This is a genomic window from Palleniella muris, assembly GCF_004792655.1.
Lineage (GTDB): Bacteria > Bacteroidota > Bacteroidia > Bacteroidales > Bacteroidaceae > Prevotella > Prevotella muris_A.
The window spans coordinates 20,351-46,082 of the sequence record NZ_SRZC01000020.1 but is presented as its reverse complement, the minus strand read 5'-3'; the positions used below and the strand labels follow the sequence as shown (position 1 = coordinate 46,082).

The following is a 25,732-nucleotide window of genomic DNA, read 5'->3' as shown; positions in this document are numbered from 1 at the left end:
GTTTTTTTTCCGGACGATAACAATATAAAAATATCTCCTTGCACATGGCACATTGCCGGTTTGCAAGGAGATATTTTTATAAAACGAGGTTCGCTTTCACGAACATATTAGCAAATAAACTTTGCGCAAGGACTATTTGATCACACCCTGCTCCACAAATATCTGCTTCAGGATTTCCACTGAGCGGTCAACCTGCTCTTTTGTGTGAGTTGCCATGAGAGCATATCTCACAAGCGTATCTGTCGGAGCGCAAGCCGGTGGCACAACAGGGTTGATGAACACACCACGCTCGAAAGCAAGTGCTGTTATGAGGAATGTCTTGTCAACATCACGCACATAAAGCGGAATGATTGGTGACTCTGTATCGCCAATCTCAAAGCCCTCTTCCTTGAAACGCTTAAGGGCATAATTGGTCACATCCCATAATTTCTCTATAATCTCCGGCTCTTCCTTAAGAATATCGAGAGCCTTCTGCGCTGCTGCTGTCGCTGCAGGAGTGTTTGACGCTGAGAAGATGTATGTGCGCGCACTATGACGCAGGAAATTGATTGTGTCCCAATCGCCGGCAATGAAACCGCCGATAGAAGCAAGAGACTTGGAGAATGTGCCCATGATGAGGTCAACCTCGTCCGTAAGTCCGAAATGGTCACACACACCGCGTCCGTTCTTGCCGAACACACCAAGACCGTGAGCCTCGTCAACCATTATAGAGCAGTTGTACTTATGCTTCAGTTCCACTATCGCAGGGAGGTTGGCAAGGTCGCCCTCCATGGAGAAGACACCATCGACAACGATAAGTTTCACAGCCTCGTAAGGAAGTTTCTTGAGGATGTTCTCAAGGTCTTCCATGTCGTTATGCTTGTATTTCAACTGCTTTGCAAAACTGAGTCGGCGGCCATCAACAATGGAAGCATGGTCGCGGTCGTCACAGATGATATAGTCCTCACGACCACAAACCATAGCAATGACGCCTGCGTTAACAGAGAATCCTGTTGAGAAGCACAAAGCCTCATCCTTATGCACGAATTCCGCAAGGTCCTTTTCCAGTTTCACGTGTATGTCAAGCGTGCCATTAAGAAAACGGCTGCCGGCACAACCTGTACCATACTTGTCTATTGCTGCCTTGGCAGCCTCGCAGATGCGGTTGTCACCAACAAGACCTGTATATGCATTTGAGCCGAACATAAGCACCTTATGACCTCCCATTTCCACCTCTGTACCCTGCCTGCCGAGTATCTCACGGAAATAAGGATACACACCTGCCTCCATAAACTTCTGTGGCAGACGATAACTCTTGAATTTTTCTGATAATTGTCCCATTTTATATAGGTATACTTTCGTATAATATGATTTTTCTGTATGCAAAGGTACAAAAAAACTTTAATAAAGTACACAAAGGAGTAAAAAAAGTGCATTTCATGTAAAAATATTTTATATCTATTGCGCAAATCATTGATTTTTTTAGTAATTTTGCAACTAAATGCCACAGTGAGTGACAATCTTTTTGTCATCTGCTGCACATATTTCAATTATGGATAAAAAGAAAATTGTTTTCATACTCAATCCTATTTCCGGGACAATCAGCAAGGCCGGGATTCCCAACCTTATTGACACGATTCTTGACAAGGACAAATTTTGTTACACCATAGCTGAGACAAAATATGCGGGGCATGCCTCGGAACTGGCTCGCAAAGCTGTCGAGGAGAACTACGACATTGCTGTCGCTGTCGGCGGAGACGGCACCGTCAATGAGGTGGCGCGTGCCATTGTCAACACGCATACGGCTCTCGGCATAATCCCATGCGGCTCCGGCAACGGTCTTGCACGCCACCTGATGCTGCCACTGAATGCAAAGGGTGCAATTGAGGTAATCAACAAATGCGAAATCCATGACCTTGACTATGGCGTGATAAACTCCATGCCTTTCTTCTGCACATGCGGCATGGGGTTTGACGCTTTCATATCCATGAAATTCGCAAACGCCGGCAAGCGCGGCCCCATCACTTATGTCGAGAATGTGCTGAAGGAAGGGCTGAAGTACAAGCCAGAGACATATATCATAGAGGACGAGAATGGCACAAAGAAGCATGAGGCGTTCCTCATATCCATAGCCAACGCGTCGCAATATGGCAATGATGCCTACATAGCACCACAGGCTTCCATGCGTGACGGGCTGATGGACATCATCATCATGGAACCGTTTGACATGCTTGAGGCTGCACAGGTGTCGATAGACATGTTCAACAAGACACTTGACAAGAATTCTAAGATAAAGACTTTCCGCTCCAAGCATGTGCGCATCCACCGCACAGAACCGGGAGTCATACATTATGACGGCGACCCGATAATGGCTGATTCTGACCTTGACATCTCCATACGCGAGAAAGGAATAAAAATCGTGACAAACCCTGACGCAGACAGAAAGAAGCGCCAGCCATCGAAGATGCAATCGGCGTTCAGCGAGTTCCTTTCCTCTATCCATTCGGCACGAATGGAGGTGACCGACGCCGTGAAAGGGGTAAGCGAAGAAGTAGCCTCGGACATCTCGAAGCAGGGAAAGAAAGTGCAACAAATAAGCAAAACGATACAAAACAAGCTTAACCTTTGACAGTTGGGCTTGTTTTTTGAATCATACAAACAAGAACACTAATATAAAAACGAACCATGGTAAAAGCTATTCTTTTTGATTTTGACGGAACTCTGGCAGACACAGCACCGGGGATTGTTAAGACTATGGAGTGCACTTTCCAAGAAATGGGACTGCCAATACCTTCGGAGCAGGACATGCGCGCCACTATCGGACTCCCATTGCCAAAGGCATTGCAAATACTGAACGGGCTTGATGACAAGGATACTGACAGAGCCACAGAGATCTACCGCCGCCTGTTTGCCACAGTGGAGGCTTCGCTCATCACCATATTCCCCGAAGTGAAGGAGACACTGCAAAGCCTGCACGACAAAGGCATAAGGCTTGCGATATGCACATCAAGGAACGTTGAGTCTTTGGACATGATTCTCCAACACCACGATATAGGGAGATTCTTTGAAACGAAGATAACCAACTCTGACAATCTTGCACCCAAACCGGCGCCGGACATGGTGCTGGCACTTTTGGAACGGATGCACATCAATGCCGGCGAGGCTCTTGTCGTGGGCGACACAACGTTTGACATCGAAATGGGAAACAGTGCCGGATGCCGTACCATAGCCATCACTTACGGCAACCACCCGGCAGAACGCATCGCATCATCCCACCCTTCTGCCATGATTGACTCTTTCAGCAAATTGCTCGACGAGATAAGGTAAGTAACTGTTGGAAATTAGTTTATACTAAAACGCAGTTGTTTTTTAGTCGATTAGTGTGCGGAGCCGAAGGAGCAATGCGGGCATTGTGACTGAGTGACAAGCACTAAGCGGCGGAAAAGAACAAGTTTTAGTACAAACATAACTTAAATATAAAGTAATTTACAATAGTTACTTAACATAACAGAATTGACACGCAAAATCATTCATATCGACATGGACAGCTACTATGCCTCTGTGGAGCAAAGGGACAATCCCGAACTCAGAGGCAAGCCGTGTGCCGTTGGCGGACTCTCCGACCGTGGAGTGCTGTCAACGGCAAGCTATGAAGCAAGGAAATCCGGCGTGCACTCCGCAATGTCCACAAAGCGTGCCTTGGAACTTTGCCCGGAGCTTATTGTCATCAAAGGAGACCATGACAAATACAAGCGCGTGTCAAAACAGATACATGAGATATTCCATGAATACACCGACCTCATCGAACCGATATCTCTCGACGAGGCATTCCTCGATGTCACAAGCAACAAACATGGGAATGTCTCTGCCACACAGACAGCATGCGAGATAAAGCAAAAAATAAAAGAACGTCTGGCACTCACAGCATCAGCAGGAGTGTCCTACTGCAAGTTTCTCGCAAAGATTGCATCCGACTACAACAAACCGGACGGACTATGCGTAATCCAACCTGAAAAAGCGCTTGACTTCATAGCTTCCTTACCGATAGAGAAATTCTGGGGAGTCGGCAACATCACGGCAAGGCGCATGCACCAATTAGGGATAAACTGCGGATTCCAGTTGCGCCAATGGTCACTGCAAGGGCTGACAAAGGAGTTTGGCAAAGCAGGCAGGGTGTACTACAATTTTTCCCGTGGCATAGACGAGCGCCCCGTGATTGCCGAAAGGGAGCGCAAGAGTGTCGGATGTGAGACAACATTCGAGAAGGACATCTACAAGAAATCGGCTGTAATCATCGAACTCTACCATATTGCCGAAGAACTCATACGTCGGCTTGACAAATCGGGATTTGAAGGATATACACTGACACTTAAAGTGAAATATCATGATTTCACGCAAATAACAAGAAGCCATACCGGCAGCACCGTGTTCTCAAACATGAAAAACATACTCCCTGTTGCCAAAAGACTTCTCGCCGATGTAGAGTTTGACAAGGAGCATAAAATCCGGCTTTTGGGGCTCAGTGTATCCAACCAACGTGACGAACTGCTCCACAAAACAAACTGGATAGAGCAAGAACTCGGACTAAAATAAAACCACAAAACAAACTGAAAATGAAACAATTCCTAATGCTTTTGGCTATTGCAGCCTCCATGGCAAATGGTTTCGCAAAGCCTGAAAACACAGAAAGAACAATACGCAATGATTGCTTCCGGCAGACAGTCGACGGGGAGACAATCTATTCGCAAGGCGGAGGCATATTCCGCTTTGAAGACCCGGAGACAAAGAAAATGCGCTATTACTGGTACGGCGTGAAATACTATGCTGCGGAGGAATACCGCAAAGACCCTTCGGTCACTCTGCCGAATGCGCAATATGATTGCGTGACATGCTACGTCTCTGACGATTTGGTCAACTGGAAATCCCTTGGCGAGGCCGTCAGCCATGAGGAGATTGACAAGCATGCGGGACAGACATGGCTGGGACGACTCGGCGTAGTAAAGGTGGACAGTGTCTACGCCATGTTCGTGCAGTGCGGCAGCCGGGTGCTTGTAGCCGAGTCTGCCAATCCAGCCGGCCCGTTCAAATGGGGCAGACTGATAAACATGCAGGACATGGTGGGCACGACAAACACCGGCGACCAGACTGTTTTCGTGGATGAGGACACAGGCAAAGGTTACTTGGTGTGCAGCAAAGGCAACGGGCGCAACCGCATCTTCGTAGCGGAAATCGGACGCACAAAGGACGACTCAATCGGTCTTTTGGACTGCACAAAGGTCTATGATGGAGCAGGCCGCGAAGGAAACTGCATGTTCAAGTATGGCGGAAAGTACTATCTCTGCGCCTCAAACCTCTACGGCTGGGACTGTTCCTATGCCTATTTCCTTGTCGCCGACAATGTGAAAGGCCCCTACCGTGAGGCGATTGCCTACTACAAACGCCCGGACAACGACTATCCGCTGAACATAAGCAACGCCATGCAGATAATGCCGGGCAGCGAGCGTGACTATGCCCACCTCTCGCAAACGGGCTTTTTCTACACACTGCGTGGGACAAACGGCGAACTTGTCCTGTACTGCGGCGACCGCTGGGCGGAGTTCGCAGGCAACGGCATAGGCTACAACCAATGGGTGCCATTGTCATTTGACGGGGAAGTCCCTCATTTCAACTCCCTCTCGGAATGGCATCTTGACCCGAAGAACGCCTCATGGAGCGTCGGCAGCAAGAACAATTTCGCCATAAACGGCAGCTTCGATGCCGACCGCAGGATTATCCCTCTCGCCGCAAAGCCTCGCCAAGAGTACCTCACAGGGTGGACAACGGAATTCCTGAAGGGCAGCGTCGCCACTGTGGCAGACACACTCTCCCCTCGCCTTAACCACGCGAAAAGCCGAGAGGACAGACGGCAAACCGTCGGCGAAATGGCACTTCTCATCACTGACCGCCAACATTTCGAGCGTCGTGTCAGCCAGGAGATAACCGCCACGCCATACGTGCCTTTGGCTGACGGCAGCTACACTCTGACGGCAAAAGTCAAGATAGAGCAGCCACTGAAGCAACTCCAGCTCTTCGCCGAGACAGGAGGACGCACGTTCAAGACCTCTGCCAAAAAGCAAAAGGGCGAATGGCAGACCGTCGAACTGAAGGGAATCCGCCTGACTGGTGGCAAAGTGAAGATTGGCATCCACGCCAAAGGCAATGCCAACGCACGCTGCCTTGTGGACGACATTACTCTCGTACGCGAGTAAACCTGCCGCAGAAAACAAGCGCCCCCAACAACACTAAAACAACATCCAGAAAAGAGTATTTTCCCGAGTCAGCGACAAGAGTTTGCCGAGTCGCTGACTCGGCAAACTCGAGACTGTTAAACAAGAAATGTATTTTTCTGTTGTGGCGGTACTGATATATGCAAGAAATCATAAAAAAGATTTGGACAGCAAAACAAGGCATGCAAACAGATTTCTTAAAATATTCTAATAATCCCCGCCATTTACCGCATATACAGAAAATTATTGCTACCTTTGCATCGCTAAACGCAAAAACATGCCTTGGAGAGGTGCTCGAGTGGTTGAAGAGGCACGCCTGGAAAGCGTGTAATCGGCAAAACCGATTCGCAGGTTCGAATCCTGTTCTCTCCGCAAAAATGAATAAAAAGGACTTGGTGCAAAAGTACTGAGTCCTTTTTGCATTTTACCAATGTCACGTTTTCTGCAGACAATGTTTTACAGAACAAATTGGTCCATGACTTGCAGGCATGCCTTCAAGTCATGGACCAATTTACGTTACACAAGAATACTATAAATTAAGTAGTTGCTTCAGGTCCTTAACATATTGCTCAAAAGCCTTACGTCCATAGTCTGTCACACGGCAAACGGTTCGGGTCTTCTTTCCTACAAACCCTTTCTCCAACACAATGTATCCGACCGAAGAAAGTTTGTCAAGCTGCACACTGAGATTCCCGGCTGTAGAACTTGTTTTTTCTCTGAGATAGACAAAATCAGCTTCTTCCACATTCATAAGAATTGACATTACAGCCAATCTCAGTTGAGAGTGCAACAATGGGTCAAGCTCTTTCATTTTTCTCTACTTTTTATTTTCTTGGCTATAACAAATGCCGGAACGATGAACATCAGAAGAAAACAGAGCATGTAGAGTGGTATTACCCATGAATACAGCAATTGGATGCGGCAAAGGGTACAGATAATCACTGCTGCTCCTGAAAAAACAGAAAACAGACCACCGAAAACGTATGAATTCTCTTTTAGAAGCACACCGGTTATGGTTGCCCCGAAACCTACAATGATAAAAGCATAGAACAACATGGCAAGCCATGCTTGCGGGTATCCACATTGTTGGGCAATGAAACAACCAATACTGATACCGATAGCAATATAACCTACAATTTGCCACAGCCTGTCTGTTGCATAATCAACATATGTTTTGGCTGTCTTTATACGGTCTGCCTTGGATGCAAGAAATATGTTTGCAGGTATTCCAATGGCAGGAATAGCGAACCAGACAAAGTTGAACCAAGGATTGTGCGTAACAGTAATAAGAACCCATGTAATGGCAGCAGTCAGAATTGTAACAACCGCCCACATAACTGAAATACGGAGGTCAGGCATAGCAACACGCTGTTTGGAATTCTGAATCATGGAGGTAATCAGTTCCATACTCTCCTGTGGGGTAAGTTTTTTGTCGTTCATGATCAAAAGTTTTAAGAGTTTGAAATTAGGTTTATTTTATAAACCGTTATCTTCTGAAAAAAGAGCGGTCGCGCGTTTCCGCTCTTGATTCTGATGCAAAGGTAATAAAGTTTATTTTACAAACCAAATTATTTTATAGAAAAATCATATTTATCTTTGTTTTCTTTGGAGTTTGAAAGTTTTTTACTAAATCTGCAAACAGATTTGGATATTATATCCTTATCAGCGACATTTTAGTAAAAAAGAGGCGTTATAGTCTCCACGTAGTATATGCGTGGAGCTGTTGTTCCATTCTTTCCTTTATGGCTTTTCCTACCGCCAAGTTCGTTAAGACGTGGTTCATACAGCTCCACGTCTCTATAACAAAACATCCTTTGAGGAGCGGAAGGAACATAAAAAACATATACAATGAAAAAGTATTTATTTTTAATGATTGCTATGTTAGCAATGGTTACAGTATTCACATCGTGCAGTGATGACGATGAGGAAAACAATGCAGCAATTCCTTCCGAACTGGTTGGTATATGGGCAGAGGATCCGGAGTTCAATAGTGATGATAATCTCATCTGGGAGTTCACAACCTCAGGCGATTTCATCTATAGATGGTATTACTACAAAGAAATAGACGAGTCTGTAGCTTACAGTTATACAGTCAAAGGCAATACTATGATTGCATCTCATGGATCTGCAAAGGCTCTTTTTACCATAAAAACACTAACATCAGAAAAATTGGTTATGTATGACAACACTAATGATGAAACCTTCTCATTAACAAGAATCAAATCATTGCCATAATTACGCGAGTTCGGGATAAGAAAGTCCCCGAAAAAGTTGGTAATCTCGCAAATATTTTGTATATTTGTAAATGAAAATCAATAACATACTAAAAACATAAGCGATGATTACCACTTGCAAAGTTACTGAAATTTTCTGTATTATCGACGAGTTTTCAAAGAAATTGCACGCAGAACTTGAAAAAAACATGTATTTGCGCCTTTCTGACATGGACGGTCGCAAGCGCAGGAAGCGTGAATGCATGATGTCCGAGAGCGAGATAATGACAATCCTTGTATGCTACCATTTCGGCACATTCGCCAATTTCAAGCACTACTACATGTTCTTCATCAAGGGGCATCTTGCCAAGGATTTCCCTTCCGCCGTATCCTACAACCGCTTCGTGGAACTCATGCCGCGCGTCTTCTTCCCTCTTATGCTTTTCATGAGGCTGCAGGCTTTCGGCAAGTGCTCTGGGATAACGTTCGTTGACAGCACGATGATTCCGGTGTGCCATAACGTGAGGCGCTGTTTCAACAAGGTGTTCGAAGGTCTTGCCACGGATGGAAAGGGGACCATGGGGGGGTGCCACGGATTCAAGCTGCATCTTATGTGCAACGACAGAGGTGAGGTCATAACATTCTGTCTTACAGGCGCTAACGTTGATGACAGGGACGACAGGGCATGGAGCGTGTTCACAAAGGAGCTTTATGGGAAGGTCTTTGCCGACAGGGGGGATATCAAGAAGGAACTCTTCGAAAGTCTCTTCAGCAACGGGATACACCTTGTCCATGGACTGAAGGCGAACATGAAGAACAAGCTCATGCCAATGTATGACAAGATAATGCTGAGGAAGAGGTATGTCATCGAATGCATCAATGACCTGCTGAAGAACAAGGCGGAGATTGTACATTCAAGGCACAGGTCTGTGCACAACTTCATAATGAACATCTGATCGGCACTGACTGCATACTGCTTCTTTGACAACAAGCCCGAGGCTATGCCCGTGCATGTGGAGAAATCAAGCCAGATGGAGCTATTTTAAATGATTTATTAGCCCGAACTTGCGTATAATTGCGTGGGAACATCATTATTCCCACACAAGTTTCGGAATGATTAAAACAGACAAACGAATGCGCTCTCTTCCTAAGGTTCTGACAACCTTTTGGGAAGGGAGCGCATCTCATTTGTTCCACCATCGCACACACCTATTAATGCTAAATGGCTAAACACATTATCAGTTGTTTTCCGGGCGGAGCTGGCGTACAACCTCTGCTGTGCGCCACATCTCTGACTCACGGAGGGCAGCGAGTTCTTTCTCAAGTCCTACGCGATAGTCAGGCTTTGAGTTTGCGTCAATGGAGATCTGTGCCTCATTGCCTGACTTGACGGAAGCGTAGAGCTTCTCCACCACCGGCTTGCATGCGTCGTGGAAAGGACCCATCCAGTCGAGTGCACCGCGCTGCGCTGTTGTAGAGCAGTTGGCGTACATCCAGTCCATTCCCTTGGCGGCAAAGAGTGGCATGAGTGACTGTGTCAGTTCCTCGACGGTCTCGTTGAATGCCTCGGAAGGAGTGTGTCCGTTCTCACGGAGCACCTCGTACTGTGCAAGGAGCAGTCCCTGGATGGCGCCCATCAGTGAGCCGCGCTCGCCTGTAAGGTCGGATGTTGCCTCACGCTGGAATGTTGTCTCGAAGAGATAGCCTGAGCCGATACCGATGCCGAGGGCTATGGTGCGCTCCCAAGCACGACCTGTAGCGTCGTTGTAAACAGCATAAGAAGAGTTAAGTCCGCGTCCCTCGAGGAACATTGTACGGAGTGATGTTCCCGATCCCTTAGGGGCTACCATGATGACATCGATGTCCTTTGAAGGTACACAGCCTGTGCGGTCAGACCATGTTATGGCGAAGCCGTGGGAGAAGTAGAGAGCCTTGCCCGGAGTGAGATACTGCTGCAATGTAGGCCATACGGACATCACTGCCGCATCAGAGAGCAGGCACATGACGATGGATGCCTTCTCGGCAGCTTCTTCGATGGAGAAGAGTGTCTCGCCCGGAACCCAACCGTCGGCGATGGCCTTCTCGAAGGTCTTGCCCTGACGCTGGCCGACAATGACGTCGAAACCGTTGTCGCGAAGGTTGCAAGCCTGTCCCGGTCCCTGTACTCCATAACCGATAACCGCTATCTTCTCGTCCTTAAGTACTTCACGAGCTTTTTCAAGTGGGAATTCCTCACGTGTCATTACCTCCTCGATAACGCCACCAAAATTCATTTTTGCCATAGTGTGATAATTTTGATTGTTATGTATGATTATTTGTTTTTCTCTATAAATTTCACTGATGAGCGCACACATTCCGTCTCTGAAGCATTATTCTCGTCATCATATACGGCTTTGGTGATACGCACCTCATATTCGTTTTCGGACATCTGCTCCTTATAGAAGCGCAATGTGTCGCCGGCATGGGATTCTGCAACATAGGCTATCTCGAAGCGGGAGAGGAACTTGTCCTGATAGAAGTCCAGTGGGAAGAGGTCAAGCACATGCTCTATGTACTTCACTGAATTGACATGTCCGTTGACATCTATGTCGCTGTATTTCGCTGCAATCTCCGCTACCATAGGTACGTCCTTGGACATTTTCACCCTTCCCGGCTTGGCTATCGGGCATTCTTTGTCTGCATCTACCCAACAGGCTATTTCACCGTCGCGGATGTCCATCAGGTTGCATGGCTGCCGTGTCTCAGTGTCTATGAGGGCCCAAATGGAGCGACCGTAGCCTATGGAGCGACCGTCATGAGACTCTATGCGGAAATTACGGTTTGTGAAATAGCGCATCGCCGATTCCACCCATGTCTCGACAAAGAAATGCTCATACTGCTTCGGCATGTCCGTCATCTCGATTACAAGGCGTGACAGCACCCAAGTCTTGTTAACTGTGTTAAGGAACTTCATTCCAAAACCTCTGTCGGAGGAGTGGAAATCTGCCGCATTGAGCAGATGGTTGCCGAGATGTCCCATAAAGAGACTGTGACCAACATCACAGTGGAATGGCTCCGCCACATTCTCGTAACGCCCCACTCTGCCCCACTTTTCCAATCTTTCCTCTATGGATGTCTGCATATTACTACTGTGTCAAGGATTAATTATTCTATTTGGTTGTCACGCTCTTCCTCACGTTGTGTGAGATACTGGTCAAGGCGCTCTATGCAAGAGCGTGTGATTGCTATGCGTCCTGAGCGCACGAACTGGAGGACACAGCCAAAACCATCCAACTGCTTGAACAGCCCAAGCACCTCCTCCGTGACACCCGTCTTTTCCACAATGGTATATGTAGGGTTAACTTCCACCATTCGTGCAGAGGCGTGCCGCACACTGCGGGATATTTCCTGATTGGCAAGAACCATGGGAGTAGATAACTTGAACAGCGATGTCTCGACCATGAATATCTCGTCATCGACAAAGCAGTTTGCCTGCAGGACATCAATCTTCTTCTCAATCTGCTTGACAAGCATCTCTGCCATTTCCTTCTTGCAATAGCAGGTGATTGTGTACTTATGCACACCGGGAGTCGAGGATGACGAAACATTGAGAGACTCTATATTCACCTGGCGGCGCGTGAAGACAGCAGTTATCTGGTTCAGTATGCCGGCATAGTTCTCGGAATATATTATCAGCGTGTACAATGTCAGTCCGGCACGGCTGTTGAGAAGCGCACCCTCATGCCCCGGAACGGAAGGGCGCACCACGGCATTGCGTGAAAAGCGCTCATACTGTGTCCCTTTGGCAGAATCCACCTCAAGTGTTGCCCTGCGCTGACGGGCAAGATTCTTCTCATAAGAATTGTAATCCTTGGAAGCAGCTGCACGCACTGCATCATTGAATCCACGCAGCTCCGGAGTAATCTCCTGCTGTTCATCACACTTTCCGCAAGTGTTGCAATCGCCACATTCCGCAGCACCGACATTCTTATTCGTTTCCATTTTTCTGTTTTCTTGTTATGACAATATGTTTGTCTTTAAGTAACTATTGTAAATTACTTTATATTTAAGTTATGTTTATACTAAAACTAATTTCCAACAGTTACTTATGGAACAATCCGTTAGTTCACCTCCAGAAGCATCTCATCGACACTTCCGCCCGGAGGTGTCATTGGCAGAACATTGTCCTCTTCCTTCACCGCACACTGAAGTATGTATGGCCCCTCTGTTGACAGCATCTCATGAACAGCAGCGTCAAGGTCCTTGCGGTCAATGACGGTTCGGCAAGGAATGCCATAGCCTTCTGCAATCTTCTCATAATCAGGATTGAGCATCGGAGTGAACGAATACCGCTTATTGAAGAACATATACTGCCATTGGCGGACATTGCCAAGATAGTTATTGTTCAAGATAATCATTTTGACAGGGCACTGCTGCTCCATTATTGTGCCCAGTTCCTGTATCGTCATCTGGAATCCGCCGTCACCGCAGAACATGCATACTGTACGGTCAGGAGCACCGAATGTCGCGCCTATTGCCGCCGGAATGCCGAATCCCATTGTGCCGGCACCACCGGAAGTGACTACAGAGCGAGGCTTGGTGTACTTGAAATAGCGGCATCCGAACATCTGATTCTGCCCGACATCCGTCACAAGAACAGCCTCATTATTGGACAATTCACTGACCTTGCGCACAACCTCGCCCATAAGCAGAGGGCCTTCTGTGGGGTTAAGTGCCGGAGAAATCACTTTATTGTATTCTTTCTCGGCATAAGGTTTGAATCCGTCAATCCATGCATCATGCTTCGCCTCGTCAACATACGGCAGGACATCGGCAAGGGTCTGCTTGCAGTTGCCAAGCACAGCAAGGCTGACTTTCACATTCTTGTTGACCTCAGAAGGGTCTATCTCAAAATGTATGACCTTCGCCTGCTTGGCGTATGTCTTCAGATTGCCTGTGACACGGTCATCAAAACGCATACCGACAGCTATCAGCAGGTCGCATTGGTTGGTCATCACATTCGGCGCAAGGTTACCGTGCATGCCAAGCATGCCCATGTTCAGCGGATGGTCGGTAGGCGCAACCGACAGTCCAAGCATTGTCTGTCCGAAAGGAATCTGCGCTTTCTCACAGAGAGCAAGCAGTTCCTCACGCGCTCCGGCTATCTCAACACCCTGACCGACAAGCATGAACGGCTTCACACTCTCGTTAATCATGCGTGCCGCCTCTTGGATTGTGGACACGTCGGAAAGCGGATTAGGGTTGTAGCTGCGTATGAAATTCACATGCTGCGGCTCATATTCAAACATCGCCGTCTGGGCATTCTTTGCGAAATCCAGCACCACAGGACCGGGACGTCCGCTCCGAGCGATGTAGAAAGCGCGAGCAACAGCCCATGGAATATCCTCGGCACGGCGAATCTGATAGTTCCATTTGGAAATCGGCTGTGTAACACCTACAACATCAATCTCCTGAAAAGCATCCGTGCCAAGCATTGCCGCACCCACCTGACCGCAGATGACGACAAGCGGAGTGGAGTCTATCATCGCATCGGCAATGCCCGTTATGGTGTTCATAGCACCCGGTCCCGATGTGACAAGCGCACAGCCCACCTTGCCACTGACACGCGCATAGCCCTGTGCCGCATGCACAGCCGCCTGCTCATGACGGACAAGAATATGGTTCAATCTGTCTCTATGGTCATACAAAGCATCAAATGTCGGCATAATCGCGCCACCCGGATAACCGAAAAGCGTGTCCACACCCTCATGCTCAAGTGAGCGCATCAATGCCTCTGCTCCTGAAATCTTTTCTGTCATTTTCCTTATTTAGTCAATTATCCTTACACCACCCTTATCTGCCGAAGATACCGATTGGGCGTAAGCACGGAGAGCTTTTGACACAACGCGATTGCGCTTCAATGGCTGTTGCGGACGGGCTGCAAGTTCATCATCTGAAAGTTTCACATTTATGGAACGGGTTGGTATGTCTATTACAATTATATCGCCGTCCTTGATTTTTCCTATATTGCCGCCATTGGCTGCCTCCGGAGAGATATGCCCTATCGACAGTCCTGAAGTTCCACCGGAGAAACGGCCGTCGGTAATCAGCGCACACTCCTTGCCCATGTGCATCGACTTGATGTAGGAAGTAGGATAAAGCATCTCCTGCATGCCCGGTCCCCCCTTCGGCCCTTCGTGAGTTATCACGACGCAATCGCCCTTCTTCACCTTTCCGCCAAGGATTCCCTCACAGGCATCTTCCTGAGAATCAAACACTACCGCAGGACCTTCAAAATGCCAAAGCTCAGGAGCAACGCCGGCAGTCTTCACCACACAGCCGTCCTGTGCTATGTTTCCGAAGAGTACTGCCATACCGCCATCCTTTGTGTAGGCATGCTCTATGTCACGAATGCAACCGTTAACGCGGTCTGTATCAAGAGTTTCCCAGCGTGTATCCTGTGAACCCATTTTTGTAGAGAACTTTCCTCCCGGTGCGGAACGGTAGATGCGGTCTGCCTCCGGGTCAATCTCGCTTCCCGTTATGCTGTATTTCTTGATGTCATCGCCGAGTGTTGCACCGTTGACACGCTTGCATGAGAGATCAAGAAGGTCACCCTTGGCAAGCTCACCGAGGATACCGAGAATACCACCGGCACGATTTTCCTCCTGAATACTGTATTTCTGCCAGTTAGGAGCGAGTTTGCAAAGGAAAGGAACTTTGCGTGAAAGGGCATCGATGTCTGACATGCTGAACTCCACTTCTCCTTCCTGAGCGACAGCAAGGAGATGAAGCACGGTGTTGGTAGATGCCCCCATGGCTATGTCAAGCGTCATGGCGTTAAGGAAAGCCTGACGGGTGGCAATGGAACGCGGCAGGACTGAATCGTCCCCCTCCTCATAGTATGCCAAAGCATTCTTGACAATCTGGCGCGCAGCATCCTTGAACAACTGTATACGATTGACATGAGTTGCCAATATTGAGCCGTTTCCCGGAAGCGAAAGCCCTATCGCCTCAGTAAGAGAATTCATGGAATTGGCTGTGAACATACCTGAACAAGCACCGCAACCGGGGCATGCGCAGTTCTCTATCTGAGCAAGTTCCTCATCACTGACCGTAGGGTCGCCGCCCTTAACCATAGCCGTTATAAGGTCGGCATTCTCACCTTTCCACTTTCCTGCCTCCATAGGTCCGCCGGAGACAAACACAGCAGGGATGTTAAGGCGCATGGCTGCCATAAGCATACCCGGAGTGACCTTGTCACAATTCGAGATGCAAATCATGGCATCCGCCTTATGGGCGTTGACCATATACTCCACAGAGTCCGCTATGACATCACGCGAAGGCAGCGAATAAAGCATGCCGTCATGCCCCATGGCTATGCCGTCATCAACCGCAATGGTGTTGAACTCGGCGGCATAGCATCCCATGCTCTCAATCTCACCCTTTACTATCTGACCGATTTCATGTAGATGTGTATGTCCCGGAACAAACTGTGTGAACGAATTGACAATGGCTATAATCGGTTTGCCAAACTGCTCACGCTTCATACCATTGGCTACCCAAAGGGCTCTGGCACCGGCCATACGGCGTCCCTCTGTACAGACAGCACTGCGGAGTTTATGTTTCATAATCTGTTGTATCTTTATTTCCTTTTTACCAAACTTGACGGAAGTGCGCCATGAAAGGCATGCTCCCACAATCATATTGCAAAGTTAGTCAAAAATCTGTTATCCACCAAAACTTTAAGCAGAAATTTGTATTTTACTTTCAGTTTATCACATTTTGCGGCGTTTTTCTAACAAATTCACAAATATTTTGGGCACATATATGTACCAAACGTTGTCTTGCCTCCACTGTCGCCCAAGCAATATGCGGGGTAAGATAGCAGCGCGGAGCCTTCAGAAGAGGGTTTTCCGCACTTGGAGGTTCAACGGACAGCACATCGGCACAATATGCCCCGAGAATGCCGCAGGCAAGTGCATTGGCTACATCCTGCTCATTCACCAACGGCCCGCGACTCATATTCATAAGTATGCAGCCATTACGCATACGCCCGAGGGTGCCGGCATTAATCATCTCAAACGTGTCATCGGCAAGCGGACTGTGCAGGGAGATGACATCACAGCCCGAAAGCATGGTTTCCCATGTCACTTTCCGTACATACTCAGGCAGCCTATCCTGCTCCTTGCTCGTCACAGCCATGACATCCATGCCGAAAGCATGTGCTATCTCTGCCACTTTCCTACCGATGTTTCCAAGACCGAATATCCCGATAGTCATCTGCGCCAACTCACGCTGAGGCACATCCTGATAGCTGAAATCCGGTGAGGAGCACCAGCGCCCGCGACGGTTTTCGTCAGCATAATGGGCTGCACCGTTGACAACATTGAGCAGATGGGCAAAGACCATCTGAGCTACAGAATCAGTGCTGTAAGCAGGAATATTGGTTACCGTGATGCCTTTCTCACGGGCATACCGATAGTCCACGACATTGTAACCGGTAGCCAGCACACCGATATATCTCAGCTTCGGCAGACTGTCCATCTCCTTTTTGCCTATCACCACCTTGTTTGTAAGGATTATGTCCGCATCCAATGAACGCTCGACAACGTCCTCGGCAGCGGTGCGGTCATAGCAAACGAAATCTCCGAGATTGCTAATCTCGTCCCAGCTGATGTCGCCGGGATTGACTGTATATCCGTCAAGAACTACTATCTTCATAATATATATTAATGTGAAATTTTATGATTATCCACAACAAGCGTTATCATCCATTTCAATTTAACGACACTGCACAACATACTTATACACAACACATTATGCAAAACAGGTAAAATAACATTTCAAAAGGTTACCTTTGACCATGCAAAAGGTTAGCATTCACAATGCAAAGTGCCACCTTTGGCACAGTAAAGCGTTACCTTTGCCCTTGCACATCTGCAAAGATACAAAAATCATCCGACTTTCCAAAAAAAATACATGATAATTATCGCTGTCGGCAATGATTGCGTCTGCACAACAAAAATGTCAGCATACGCAAACAAAAAAAGCAACAATCAATGGCCGCAATACAAAAAAAATCAGTACCTTTGCCCATGGATATGCAAACAAAGCACATTTCATAAACAACAGACATATTATGAAACCAATATTCATCGCCGGACCATGTGTCATAGAATCGGCAGAACTTCTTGACATCATTGCCAAGGAAATCACGAGAATCAACAGCCGCTTGTCCACAAACATTGTCTTCAAGGCAAGTTTCGACAAGGCTAACCGTACATCCATAAAATCATTCCGAGGTCCCGGCATAGAACAGGGCATGAGGATGCTCGGCGACATCAAGGACAAGTATGGTCTTCAAATACTTACTGACATACACGAAAGCCAACAGGCTGAGGTCGTGGCTGAGGTGTGTGACATAATCCAGATTCCGGCTTTCCTTTGCCGGCAGACTGACTTGCTGGTGGCTGCTGCAAAGACGGGGCGCACGGTGAACATCAAGAAAGCGCAATTCCTTAGCGGACAAGACATGCGGTATCCTGTCGAGAAAGCGCTTGAAGCGGGTGCTAAGGACGTGTGGCTCACCGAGCGTGGCAACTGTTTCGGCTACAACAACCTTGTTGTGGATTTCAGAAACATACCTGACATGCTTGACATCGTCCCACGCGTGATTATGGACTGTACACACAGCGTGCAGCGTCCCGGAGCCGGTGGATGGAAAACAGGTGGCGACCGGAGGTTTGTCCCTGCAATGGCAAAGGCCGCAAAGGCATTCGGTGCCACGGGATATTTCTTCGAGGTGCATCCTGACCCTGACAACGGGCTGAGTGATGCAGCGAACATGCTCGAATTGGAGAAACTCGAATCTCTCATAAAGGAATTGGTTATCGCGGATTGACAATGACCGACATATTGTAAAATAAACAGCGTTTCTGACAAAAACGTACAATAAAAATGAATGACAGACTATCCAAAGCACGCGATTATGCCATCGCATGCATGAAAGAGGAAGCACAGGCAGTGCTGAACATGATACCAAGCCTTGACGAAAACTTTGAGCGTGCCATAAGGATGATACACGAATGCCACGGCAAGGTTATTGTGACCGGTGTCGGAAAGAGCGGGCATATCGGGGCAAAAATAGCGGCGACACTGTCAAGTACAGGTACACCGTCATTCTTCATCAACCCATTGGACGTGTTCCACGGTGACCTTGGAGTGATGACACAGGATGACATTGTCCTCGCAATAAGCAACTCCGGACAGACTGACGAACTGCTTCGATTCATACCTATGGTACTGCACATGAACATTCCGATAATAGCCATGAGCGGCAACCCGGACTCGTTACTTTCAAAATACAGTACAGTACATCTCAACACGAAGGTGGAGAAAGAGGCTTGTCCGCTTAATCTTGCACCGACAAGCAGCACAACGGCGCAGCTTGTCATGGGCGACGCTCTGGCTGTGGCACTCATGCAGGTGCGTGACTTCAAGCCGCGCGACTTTGCACAGTTCCACCCCGGAGGGGAACTTGGCAAAAGGCTTCTCACGACAGCACGCGATGTCATGCGCACGGATGACATGCCTATAATTCCGCAAGAGATGCATCTTGGAGAGGCTATCATACATGTCAGCAAAGGAAAACTCGGGCTTGGCGTGGCACTTAAAGACGGGAAAGTCATTGGAATCATAACAGATGGCGACATCAGGCGTGCCATGGAGAAATGGCAGGCTGAGTTCTTTAACCATACTGTCGATGATATTATGACCCGGGAACCGAAGTGTGTGGCTCCGACGGCAAAGATATCGGAAATCCAAAACATAATGCACGAGCATAAAATCCACAGTGTGCTTGTTACAGACGATGACCACCGACTTCTCGGAGTGGTAGACCATTATTCGTGCATGGTGTAAAGAAGCACCGGTTATCGACAGGCAACAAAAGTCAACACTGCAACATGTGGCGTAATTCCCAAAGGGTTTTGTAACAATAAAAATTATTGTTGTCCGGTAAAAAAAACAATGACATGCAGCAAAGCTCTTGTATATCACCATCTTATGAGGTTTTCTTCAAAAGGGGTTTGTCTTGTCACCGCTAACGCGGTTTTCTGCACAAAAACATCCATACATTGCGTGCACAATCAGAGATGTATTTTGTGTTTTACCGGACACAAATAAATAAAAAATAAGGTTTTAAATAGGAAAAGGAGATTATCTCATGAGTGTGAGACAACCTCCTTTCTTCTTATTCCTAAACTTTCAATCAGCAAGAGACAAACAGCCATTAGTTAATGCAAAATGCCTCTCGCTTGCAATAAAGCCGGCACATTATTTCTTAGCCTCAGCCTTTGCTGTTTTCTTGGCTGTTGTAGTCTTCTTTGTGGCAGATTTCTTGGCAGGCTTTTCAGCAGGAAGAACCTTTGCAAGCTTTGCCTGCAAACGCTCAATCTCTTTCTGCTGCTTCTCAATCTCCTTTGTCTGGTTGGTGATTGTGGTAAGCATATTCTCCAGTTCCTCATTGTCAATGCCACCGTAAAGTGCACGGACGCGGGAGATGAAATCACCAAGGATGTTCATGTAGTTTGTGAACGCATCGAACGGACCGTCATAGATGCCACGGTCAATGTTCCAATTGCTTGCCTTGGTGGTCATGAAGCGGAAGTTGTTGGATGCCTGTAGGTAGTCCCAATCCTGCAACAGACGAGGATCATTGGCTATCAGCAGACGGTCAGCGACAGAGTAAAGCTTGTTGAAAGCCTCCTGCTGCATCTGGTTGCCAAGCCATACCGAACAGTCGCGCTCTTCATCAACCCATGACAATGTGTCAGGAACATCGATGGAACCTACTGAGTCGAACTTTTCAAGCACCTCACTCGGAGTAGCCCATTCTATGCCTCTTTCGCTTGCTTGTGACGGCAACGCCTTCAGGAAGTCAAGGATATGGCTTGACAATGGCTGTGCTATGCCAAGAGCTGTAAGCTCCATGAAGATGTTCACAACCTGCTCTTCTGCCGGGCAAGATGCTATATTGTTCATGTATGTGTCCGCCATCAACGGATAACCCGGCCAAGATGTGTTGCTGAAACGGAGTGATATATCGTCCGACAGGTTGACATCACGAAGCAAAAGTTTCAGGTTTGGTGCCATGTTGCAGTTATAGACATAATGCGGGGACTTCCAGCCAAGGACATGCTTTGCACCTTCTGTCAACATACCCTTATAACCAAGAGATGCAACTTGTGCACCAATCTCATCTGTATAGATAAGGGATGAGTTGCGGACTACCGTAGGACGCTTGCCAAAGCATTCCTGAATCTTGTCGGACATCTTTTCAATGTCACGCTTGAAACTTTCCTCATTGACAAGACCAGCAAGACCGTGAGAATAAGGTTCTGTCAGGAATTCCACACGTCCTGTCTCATTCATCTTCTGCAGTTTCTCGATGACTTGAGGGGCATGCATCTCCAACTGTTCCATACCAACACCTGAGATAGAGAACGCAACCTTAAAGCCCGGTGCGGTGTCAAGCATCTCCTGCAGGGTGTCAAGAGCAGGCATATAAGAGTTGTTTACAATATAGTTGATACTCTGCTCGTTTGCATAGTCATCATAATAGTAATGGTCTGTACCGATGTCAAAGAAGCGGTAACGTTTGAGATGTGTTATCTGGTGTATCTCAAAATATAAACATATTGTTTTCATAGCGTGGTTCTTTTAGCTTGTTTTATGTTTGGATGCGATTAAAATCGCTTTTCTTTTTTGTTGTTTCTATGCTGTTATGCTTATAGTCAAGCAGCTTCATCACTTGATGTAGTTACGGAGATATTCCTCGTTGTCAAACCATCCTTTCGCAAGAAGCTGGTCATAGCACTGGCGTATGCGCCAACCGACTTTCTCCCATGTAATCTGGTCAACCTCCTTCAAGCCTTCTTCGGCTATGTATTTATGGAAGCCTTCATTCGTACATAATGAGTAGATCGCGTCTGCCATGGCATGAATGTCCCAATAATCGACCTTCAAGACATTGGTAAGGATTTCTCCACAACCTGACTGCTTGGAGATGATGGACGGACAACCGCATTGCATTGCTTCCAATGGGGCTATGCCAAACGGCTCAGAGACTGACGGCATGACAAACACATCGGAATTCTTATAGCACTCATAAACCTGACGTCCTCGCTGGAAGCCGGGGAAATGGCACTTGTCAGCAATGCCATAACGAGCGGCAAGCTCTATCATAGCATTCATCATGTCACCGGAACCGGCAAAGCAGAAACGGACATTCTGTGTACGCTGCAATACAAGTTTTGCTGCCTCTATGAAATATTCCGGGCCTTTCTGCATAGTGATACGTCCGAGATATGTGACAACCTTCTCATTAGGAATCTTCTTTGGAACAATATTGCGATACTCTTCCGAAAGCGGATAAACGGCATTGTGCATGGCAACACATTTGCGTGGATCCTGATGATACTGGTTGATGACTGTCTGACGGGTCAGCTCTGACACGCACATGATACAGTCAGCATGGTCCATTCCGTTCTTCTCTATGGAATAGACGGTAGGATTCACCTTGCCACGCGAACGGTCGAAATCGGTCGCATGGACATGTATGCACAATGGTTTGCCACTTACCATCTTGGCATGGACTCCAGCAGGGAATGTCAGCCAGTCATGGGCGTGAATCAAATCAAACTGCTCGCTTCTCGCCAAAACACCGGCAATGATGGAGAAATTGTTTATCTCGTCATGCAGATTTCCCGGATAACCTCCGGCAAAACCCATGCATCCCATGTCATCAAGCCCCTGCATGTAGTTGAAATCAGCATAGATGTGATCACGGAAACGATAGTAATCTTCCGCTGTATGACCGACAAAGCGATTCTTTATATTGTCATATTGCACGTCACGCCATGCGACAGGCACCTGTGACATGTTGATTATTTTCAGGAATTTCTCTTCGTCACCACATGGCTTTGGCATACAGAATGTTGTCTCCACATCACCCTGCAATGACAAGCCTTTCGTGATGCCGTAAGAAGCTACAGCAAGTCCGCCATAGATTTTAGGAGGGAACTCCCATCCAAACATTAGAACTTTCATAGTATGTTTTCCTCCTTATTGTTAATAGGTATAAGATTCAAGTAGTTTTGACATACGGAGCAATTCCGCAACATTCATCGCGAAAGCACAGCCACCTCTGCCATGGAATGGCGGATTGCCGTCAAATAGTTCCGGCATTGTTCCTACTGCATGATAGAACATCTCATCCTCAAAGCCAACCATCTGACGGTGCACAAACGACAAGCGTGAGCGTTTGTGCAGCTTCATGACAGCCTCCATGTAGAAGCCGCCAAGCCAAGGCCATGCTGTTCCCTGATGATAAGCCCAGTCGCGCTGGTTCTGTGTGCCGACATAATACGGTGTGTATTTGCCACTCTTCGGTGACAGGGAGCGGAGTCCCTTAGCCGTCAGCAGTTCACGGGTACAGAAATATATGACACTCTTCTGCTGTGCTGTCTCCAATGGTGAATAGTCAAGCGCAACGGCAAATATCATGTTCGGGCGCACCTCTGCATTAGGCACACCATTGTCTACATAGTCCCAAAGGTAGCCGCTTTCATTCACAAACACCTCTTGGAAAGACTGCTTGATGGCATTAGCCTTGCTCTCATATTTGTCAGACGCGAAATTGTCATTTTTGAAGCGTGCCAATTCAGCAACAAACTTCAGGGAATTGTACCACAAAGCGTTTATCTCCACGACATAACCGGAGCGAGGCACGACAGGCTTGCCGTACACTGTCGAGTTCATCCATGTCATTGCCTTTGAAGAACCATTGATTCTCAGCAGTCCGTTGTCTGCAACAAATATGTTAGGATGCTTGCCTGACTCTATGGTATTGATAATGTTCCACACAAGTTCGCCATACAGTTCAAATGCTTTCTCTTCACCCTGTGAGTGAGCATATTGCTGTATAGCCCAAACAGCCCATAACGGAACGTCAGGCTGTTCTATCTCCGCAATGTCATACTGTAAAGGCTTGCCTATAAGGAAATCATTAAGAGCCTTGCCTGCCGTTTTCATTATCAGTTCAAAACGGTCCGGCTCTTCTATCGCAAGTGCAAGACCAGGCAAAGAAATGAATGTGTCTCTTGCACGGCATTTGAACCATGGGTAGCCGGCTATGATGTAGGAGCCATCCTTCTTATGGTTGTAGAATTGATGCGCTGAAGAGTAAAGAGAGCGGAAGAAATTGTCTCTTGCAGGACGATGGTCGCACTCTTCATCAAAAAGTTTTTTCAAAGTAGAAGGTTTTATCTTTGAGGTGCAGCCTGCAAACACAACGCTCTCCCCCTTCTTCATTGTCACCTCAAAATATCCCGGAACATACAAATCTTCCTGGAAAGCATAGCCACGCTCCTGTTCTTTAGGATATTCTATGCCACGGTACCAGTCAGGAGCAAAGACGAACTCGTTCTTCTTTGACAGCTGCATGTTAAGCTCAGGATAGCCGGCATACAAGGATGTTTTTATGCCGTTCTCTATTTCCTGGTATTCACGTGACGCAACACCATTCTCATGGCACAAGTCATTCACGCTGCGGAAGGCGAGAAAAGGACGCAGACGGAGCTTTGTCTGTGACGGTCCGTCAACAAGAGTGTATCGTATAAGTATGCGGTTCTCGTAATGCTGGAAAATCTTTTCCCTCTTCAGCACAACACTTCCCACGCGATAAAGTGTTGTCGGAATATGGTCGCAGTCAAACTCCCGGATGTATTTATGTCCTTTCGGGGCATAATTGTTTCCCTGATACTTGTGAAGACCCAAATTGAACTCTACATCATGCTGGACAACACTGCAATCCAAAGATGACAGCAGCACATGATTGTCATCATCAATCTCCGGAACCGGTATAACAAGCAAACCATGGTACTTTCTTGTGTTGCAGTCTACGAGAGTAGAGTAACTATAAGCCCCTGAGCGGTTTGTGCGCAGCAGTTCCTTGCTCAAAACGGCTTCCAAGTTGGTCATCGTAGCCTTCTCAAATTTAAGATAACTCATAGTTGTATTTTAAGGTTAATAATATTTATTTCATAGATTTCTTAAGAACATCCTAAATGCTCCTCTAACATTATGGCAAAGATAGCAAAAAAGTTGCTTGATTAATATCAAACAACTTCTTTTTTAACATTATTTACTATATATATTCCATGTTTTGCCGAAGTATTGCCACTTACATCCTTATTTTCACTTTTCAGACAGTTGGCAGACAGACTCATATATCTCACGTATCCGGCTTACTTTTTCCTCCATCGGAAGAAGCGCCGAAACCCAATGAATCTTTATACCACGCCGCTCCATACCCCGGAACCATGTCATCTGACGCTTTGCAAACTGATGGATATGTATCTCCAACTGTTCAAGCATATCCTCGTAAGAACGGCAGCCGATGACATATTCTGTCACATATTTATATTCAAGACCATAGTATATCAGGTCGTCAGGATGCACGCCATTATCAAGAATGGTTCTTATCTCTTCGACCATCCCCTCATCAACCCTTGCCTTAAGGCGGGAACTGATTTTGCTCCGGCGTTCGTCCCTCGGTATGTCTACACCTATCACGACAGTGTCTATCATGGGGAAAGGTCTGTCTTCCGTCTTATGCTCTGCATTATAAGTTTCAATCTCTATCGCCCTTATGGCACGCTGCGGCGAGTCTACGTCAGTCTTGTTGTGCATGTCGGAGTTGTTCCTCTCTTTCAAATCCGTCAAGATAGCGGTCAACTCTTCCATGGATTTTGTTGACATCTCAGCCCTAAGCTGTTCGTTCTTTGGCACGGGAGAAAGATTATACTCACGGATTACCGATTCTACATAAAGTCCTGAACCTCCGCAAAGTATTGGTAGCACTCCCCTACTCTGGCAATCAGAGTATGCATTAAGAAAATCCTGCTGGTATTGGAATATATTGTACTTGACTCCAGGTTCACAAATATCAATCAGATGATAAGGGACATCAATGATTGCAGGCACGCCGGGCAACGCCCACTTCTGCATAGCTTTGGTGGACATGTCAACAGAATAGTCGCACAGATCCTTACCCGTTCCAATATCCATCATACGATATACCTGACGAGAATCACCAGATATTATCTCTGCCGGTTGTCCTTCAGCAATATAGCTTGCAGCAAGATGTGCCGCCAACGTTGTCTTACCGGATGCTGTCGGTCCAACAATTGTTATCATCTTTCTTTTCATTTGTTACGTATATATAAATGT

General features: G+C 47.2%; 20 protein-coding genes, 1 tRNA gene and 1 pseudogene. 9 read left to right on the top strand and 13 right to left on the bottom strand.

Going from position 1 to position 25,732, the window contains the following annotated elements:
- Positions 1 to 132 precede the first annotated feature (132 nt).
- Positions 133 to 1,320 carry a serine palmitoyltransferase gene (gene spt / locus E5358_RS11500; RefSeq protein ID WP_135940324.1) on the bottom strand — a complete coding sequence of 396 codons (1,188 nt, stop codon included), beginning with the start codon at positions 1,318 to 1,320 and terminating at the stop codon, positions 133 to 135.
- Between the two features lie 211 nt (positions 1,321 to 1,531).
- On the opposite strand from spt, the gene E5358_RS11495 reads away from it, so the two are divergent.
- The 5 genes from E5358_RS11495 to E5358_RS11475 all read left to right on the top strand — a co-directional run bounded on the left by E5358_RS11495 (position 1,532) and on the right by E5358_RS11475 (position 6,617).
- On the top strand, positions 1,532 to 2,608 hold the full coding sequence (locus E5358_RS11495; protein WP_135940323.1) for a diacylglycerol/lipid kinase family protein: 1,077 nt from the start codon (positions 1,532 to 1,534) through the stop codon (positions 2,606 to 2,608).
- A 56-nt stretch (positions 2,609 to 2,664) separates the two neighbouring features.
- Positions 2,665 to 3,306: an HAD family hydrolase gene (locus tag E5358_RS11490; protein WP_135940322.1), complete on the top strand. Its 642-nt coding sequence runs from the start codon at positions 2,665 to 2,667 to the stop codon at positions 3,304 to 3,306.
- 177 nt (positions 3,307 to 3,483) lie between these two features.
- Positions 3,484 to 4,572, top strand: a complete 1,089-nt coding sequence (gene dinB / locus E5358_RS11485) for a DNA polymerase IV (protein ID WP_422121078.1) — start codon at positions 3,484 to 3,486, stop codon at positions 4,570 to 4,572.
- 20 nt (positions 4,573 to 4,592) lie between these two features.
- Positions 4,593 to 6,227 carry a family 43 glycosylhydrolase gene (locus E5358_RS11480; RefSeq protein ID WP_135940320.1) on the top strand — a complete coding sequence of 545 codons (1,635 nt, stop codon included), beginning with the start codon at positions 4,593 to 4,595 and terminating at the stop codon, positions 6,225 to 6,227.
- A gap of 302 nt (positions 6,228 to 6,529) precedes the next feature.
- A tRNA-Ser gene (locus E5358_RS11475) sits at positions 6,530 to 6,617 on the top strand.
- Positions 6,618 to 6,774: 157 nt separating this feature from the next.
- Here the strand turns inward: E5358_RS11475 and E5358_RS11470 are convergent.
- Positions 6,775 to 7,056 carry a winged helix-turn-helix domain-containing protein gene (locus E5358_RS11470; RefSeq protein WP_135940319.1) on the bottom strand — a complete coding sequence of 94 codons (282 nt, stop codon included), beginning with the start codon at positions 7,054 to 7,056 and terminating at the stop codon, positions 6,775 to 6,777.
- Positions 7,053 to 7,685 (bottom strand): hypothetical protein, encoded by a 633-nt coding sequence (locus E5358_RS11465; RefSeq protein WP_135940318.1) that lies wholly within the window; start codon positions 7,683 to 7,685, stop codon positions 7,053 to 7,055. Before E5358_RS11465 ends, E5358_RS11470 begins: the two co-directional genes overlap by 4 nt.
- A 408-nt stretch (positions 7,686 to 8,093) precedes the next feature.
- Here E5358_RS11465 and E5358_RS11460 point away from each other — a divergent pair, with 408 nt between their 5' ends.
- Both E5358_RS11460 and E5358_RS11455 read left to right on the top strand, forming a co-directional pair.
- On the top strand, positions 8,094 to 8,480 hold the full coding sequence (locus E5358_RS11460) for a hypothetical protein (RefSeq protein WP_135940317.1): 387 nt from the start codon (positions 8,094 to 8,096) through the stop codon (positions 8,478 to 8,480).
- Between the two features lie 103 nt (positions 8,481 to 8,583).
- Positions 8,584 to 9,504 (top strand): annotated as a pseudogene (locus E5358_RS11455) (IS982 family transposase).
- A gap of 192 nt (positions 9,505 to 9,696) precedes the next feature.
- Here E5358_RS11455 and ilvC read toward each other — a convergent pair.
- The 6 genes from ilvC to E5358_RS11425 form a co-directional block, all read right to left on the bottom strand.
- Complete coding sequence (ilvC, locus tag E5358_RS11450) at positions 9,697 to 10,740, bottom strand: ketol-acid reductoisomerase (protein WP_135940316.1); 1,044 nt, start codon at positions 10,738 to 10,740, stop codon at positions 9,697 to 9,699.
- A gap of 29 nt (positions 10,741 to 10,769) precedes the next feature.
- On the bottom strand, positions 10,770 to 11,579 hold the full coding sequence (locus E5358_RS11445) for an acyl-[acyl-carrier-protein] thioesterase (RefSeq protein WP_277821277.1): 810 nt from the start codon (positions 11,577 to 11,579) through the stop codon (positions 10,770 to 10,772).
- 23 nt (positions 11,580 to 11,602) lie between these two features.
- Positions 11,603 to 12,148, bottom strand: a complete 546-nt coding sequence (gene ilvN / locus E5358_RS11440; RefSeq protein ID WP_277821279.1) for an acetolactate synthase small subunit — start codon at positions 12,146 to 12,148, stop codon at positions 11,603 to 11,605.
- 410 nt (positions 12,149 to 12,558) lie between these two features.
- Positions 12,559 to 14,256: a biosynthetic-type acetolactate synthase large subunit gene (gene ilvB / locus E5358_RS11435; RefSeq protein WP_135940314.1), complete on the bottom strand. Its 1,698-nt coding sequence runs from the start codon at positions 14,254 to 14,256 to the stop codon at positions 12,559 to 12,561.
- Positions 14,257 to 14,265: 9 nt separating this feature from the next.
- On the bottom strand, positions 14,266 to 16,068 hold the full coding sequence (ilvD, locus tag E5358_RS11430; protein ID WP_135940313.1) for a dihydroxy-acid dehydratase: 1,803 nt from the start codon (positions 16,066 to 16,068) through the stop codon (positions 14,266 to 14,268).
- 139 nt (positions 16,069 to 16,207) lie between these two features.
- On the bottom strand, positions 16,208 to 17,161 hold the full coding sequence (locus E5358_RS11425) for a D-2-hydroxyacid dehydrogenase (protein ID WP_135940312.1): 954 nt from the start codon (positions 17,159 to 17,161) through the stop codon (positions 16,208 to 16,210).
- A 418-nt stretch (positions 17,162 to 17,579) separates the two neighbouring features.
- Between E5358_RS11425 and kdsA the strand changes: the two genes are divergently transcribed.
- Positions 17,580 to 18,341, top strand: coding sequence for a 3-deoxy-8-phosphooctulonate synthase (gene kdsA / locus E5358_RS11420; protein ID WP_135940311.1), 762 nt, complete (start codon positions 17,580 to 17,582; stop codon positions 18,339 to 18,341).
- Between the two features lie 56 nt (positions 18,342 to 18,397).
- On the top strand, positions 18,398 to 19,360 hold the full coding sequence (locus tag E5358_RS11415) for a KpsF/GutQ family sugar-phosphate isomerase (protein ID WP_135940310.1): 963 nt from the start codon (positions 18,398 to 18,400) through the stop codon (positions 19,358 to 19,360).
- Between the two features lie 414 nt (positions 19,361 to 19,774).
- Here the strand turns inward: E5358_RS11415 and E5358_RS11410 are convergent, their stop codons facing one another.
- The 4 genes from E5358_RS11410 to E5358_RS11395 form a co-directional block, all read right to left on the bottom strand.
- Positions 19,775 to 21,148 carry a glycoside hydrolase family 57 protein gene (locus E5358_RS11410; RefSeq protein WP_135940309.1) on the bottom strand — a complete coding sequence of 458 codons (1,374 nt, stop codon included), beginning with the start codon at positions 21,146 to 21,148 and terminating at the stop codon, positions 19,775 to 19,777.
- 99 nt (positions 21,149 to 21,247) lie between these two features.
- A complete protein-coding gene (locus E5358_RS11405) occupies positions 21,248 to 22,549 on the bottom strand; it encodes a glycosyltransferase (RefSeq protein ID WP_135940308.1) in 1,302 nt (433 codons plus the stop codon).
- Positions 22,550 to 22,570: 21 nt separating this feature from the next.
- Positions 22,571 to 24,511, bottom strand: coding sequence for a glycogen debranching enzyme N-terminal domain-containing protein (locus E5358_RS11400; protein ID WP_277821276.1), 1,941 nt, complete (start codon positions 24,509 to 24,511; stop codon positions 22,571 to 22,573).
- Positions 24,512 to 24,697: 186 nt separating this feature from the next.
- Positions 24,698 to 25,699, bottom strand: coding sequence for a tRNA (adenosine(37)-N6)-dimethylallyltransferase (locus E5358_RS11395; protein ID WP_135940307.1), 1,002 nt, complete (start codon positions 25,697 to 25,699; stop codon positions 24,698 to 24,700).
- Positions 25,700 to 25,732: the final 33 nt, after the last annotated feature.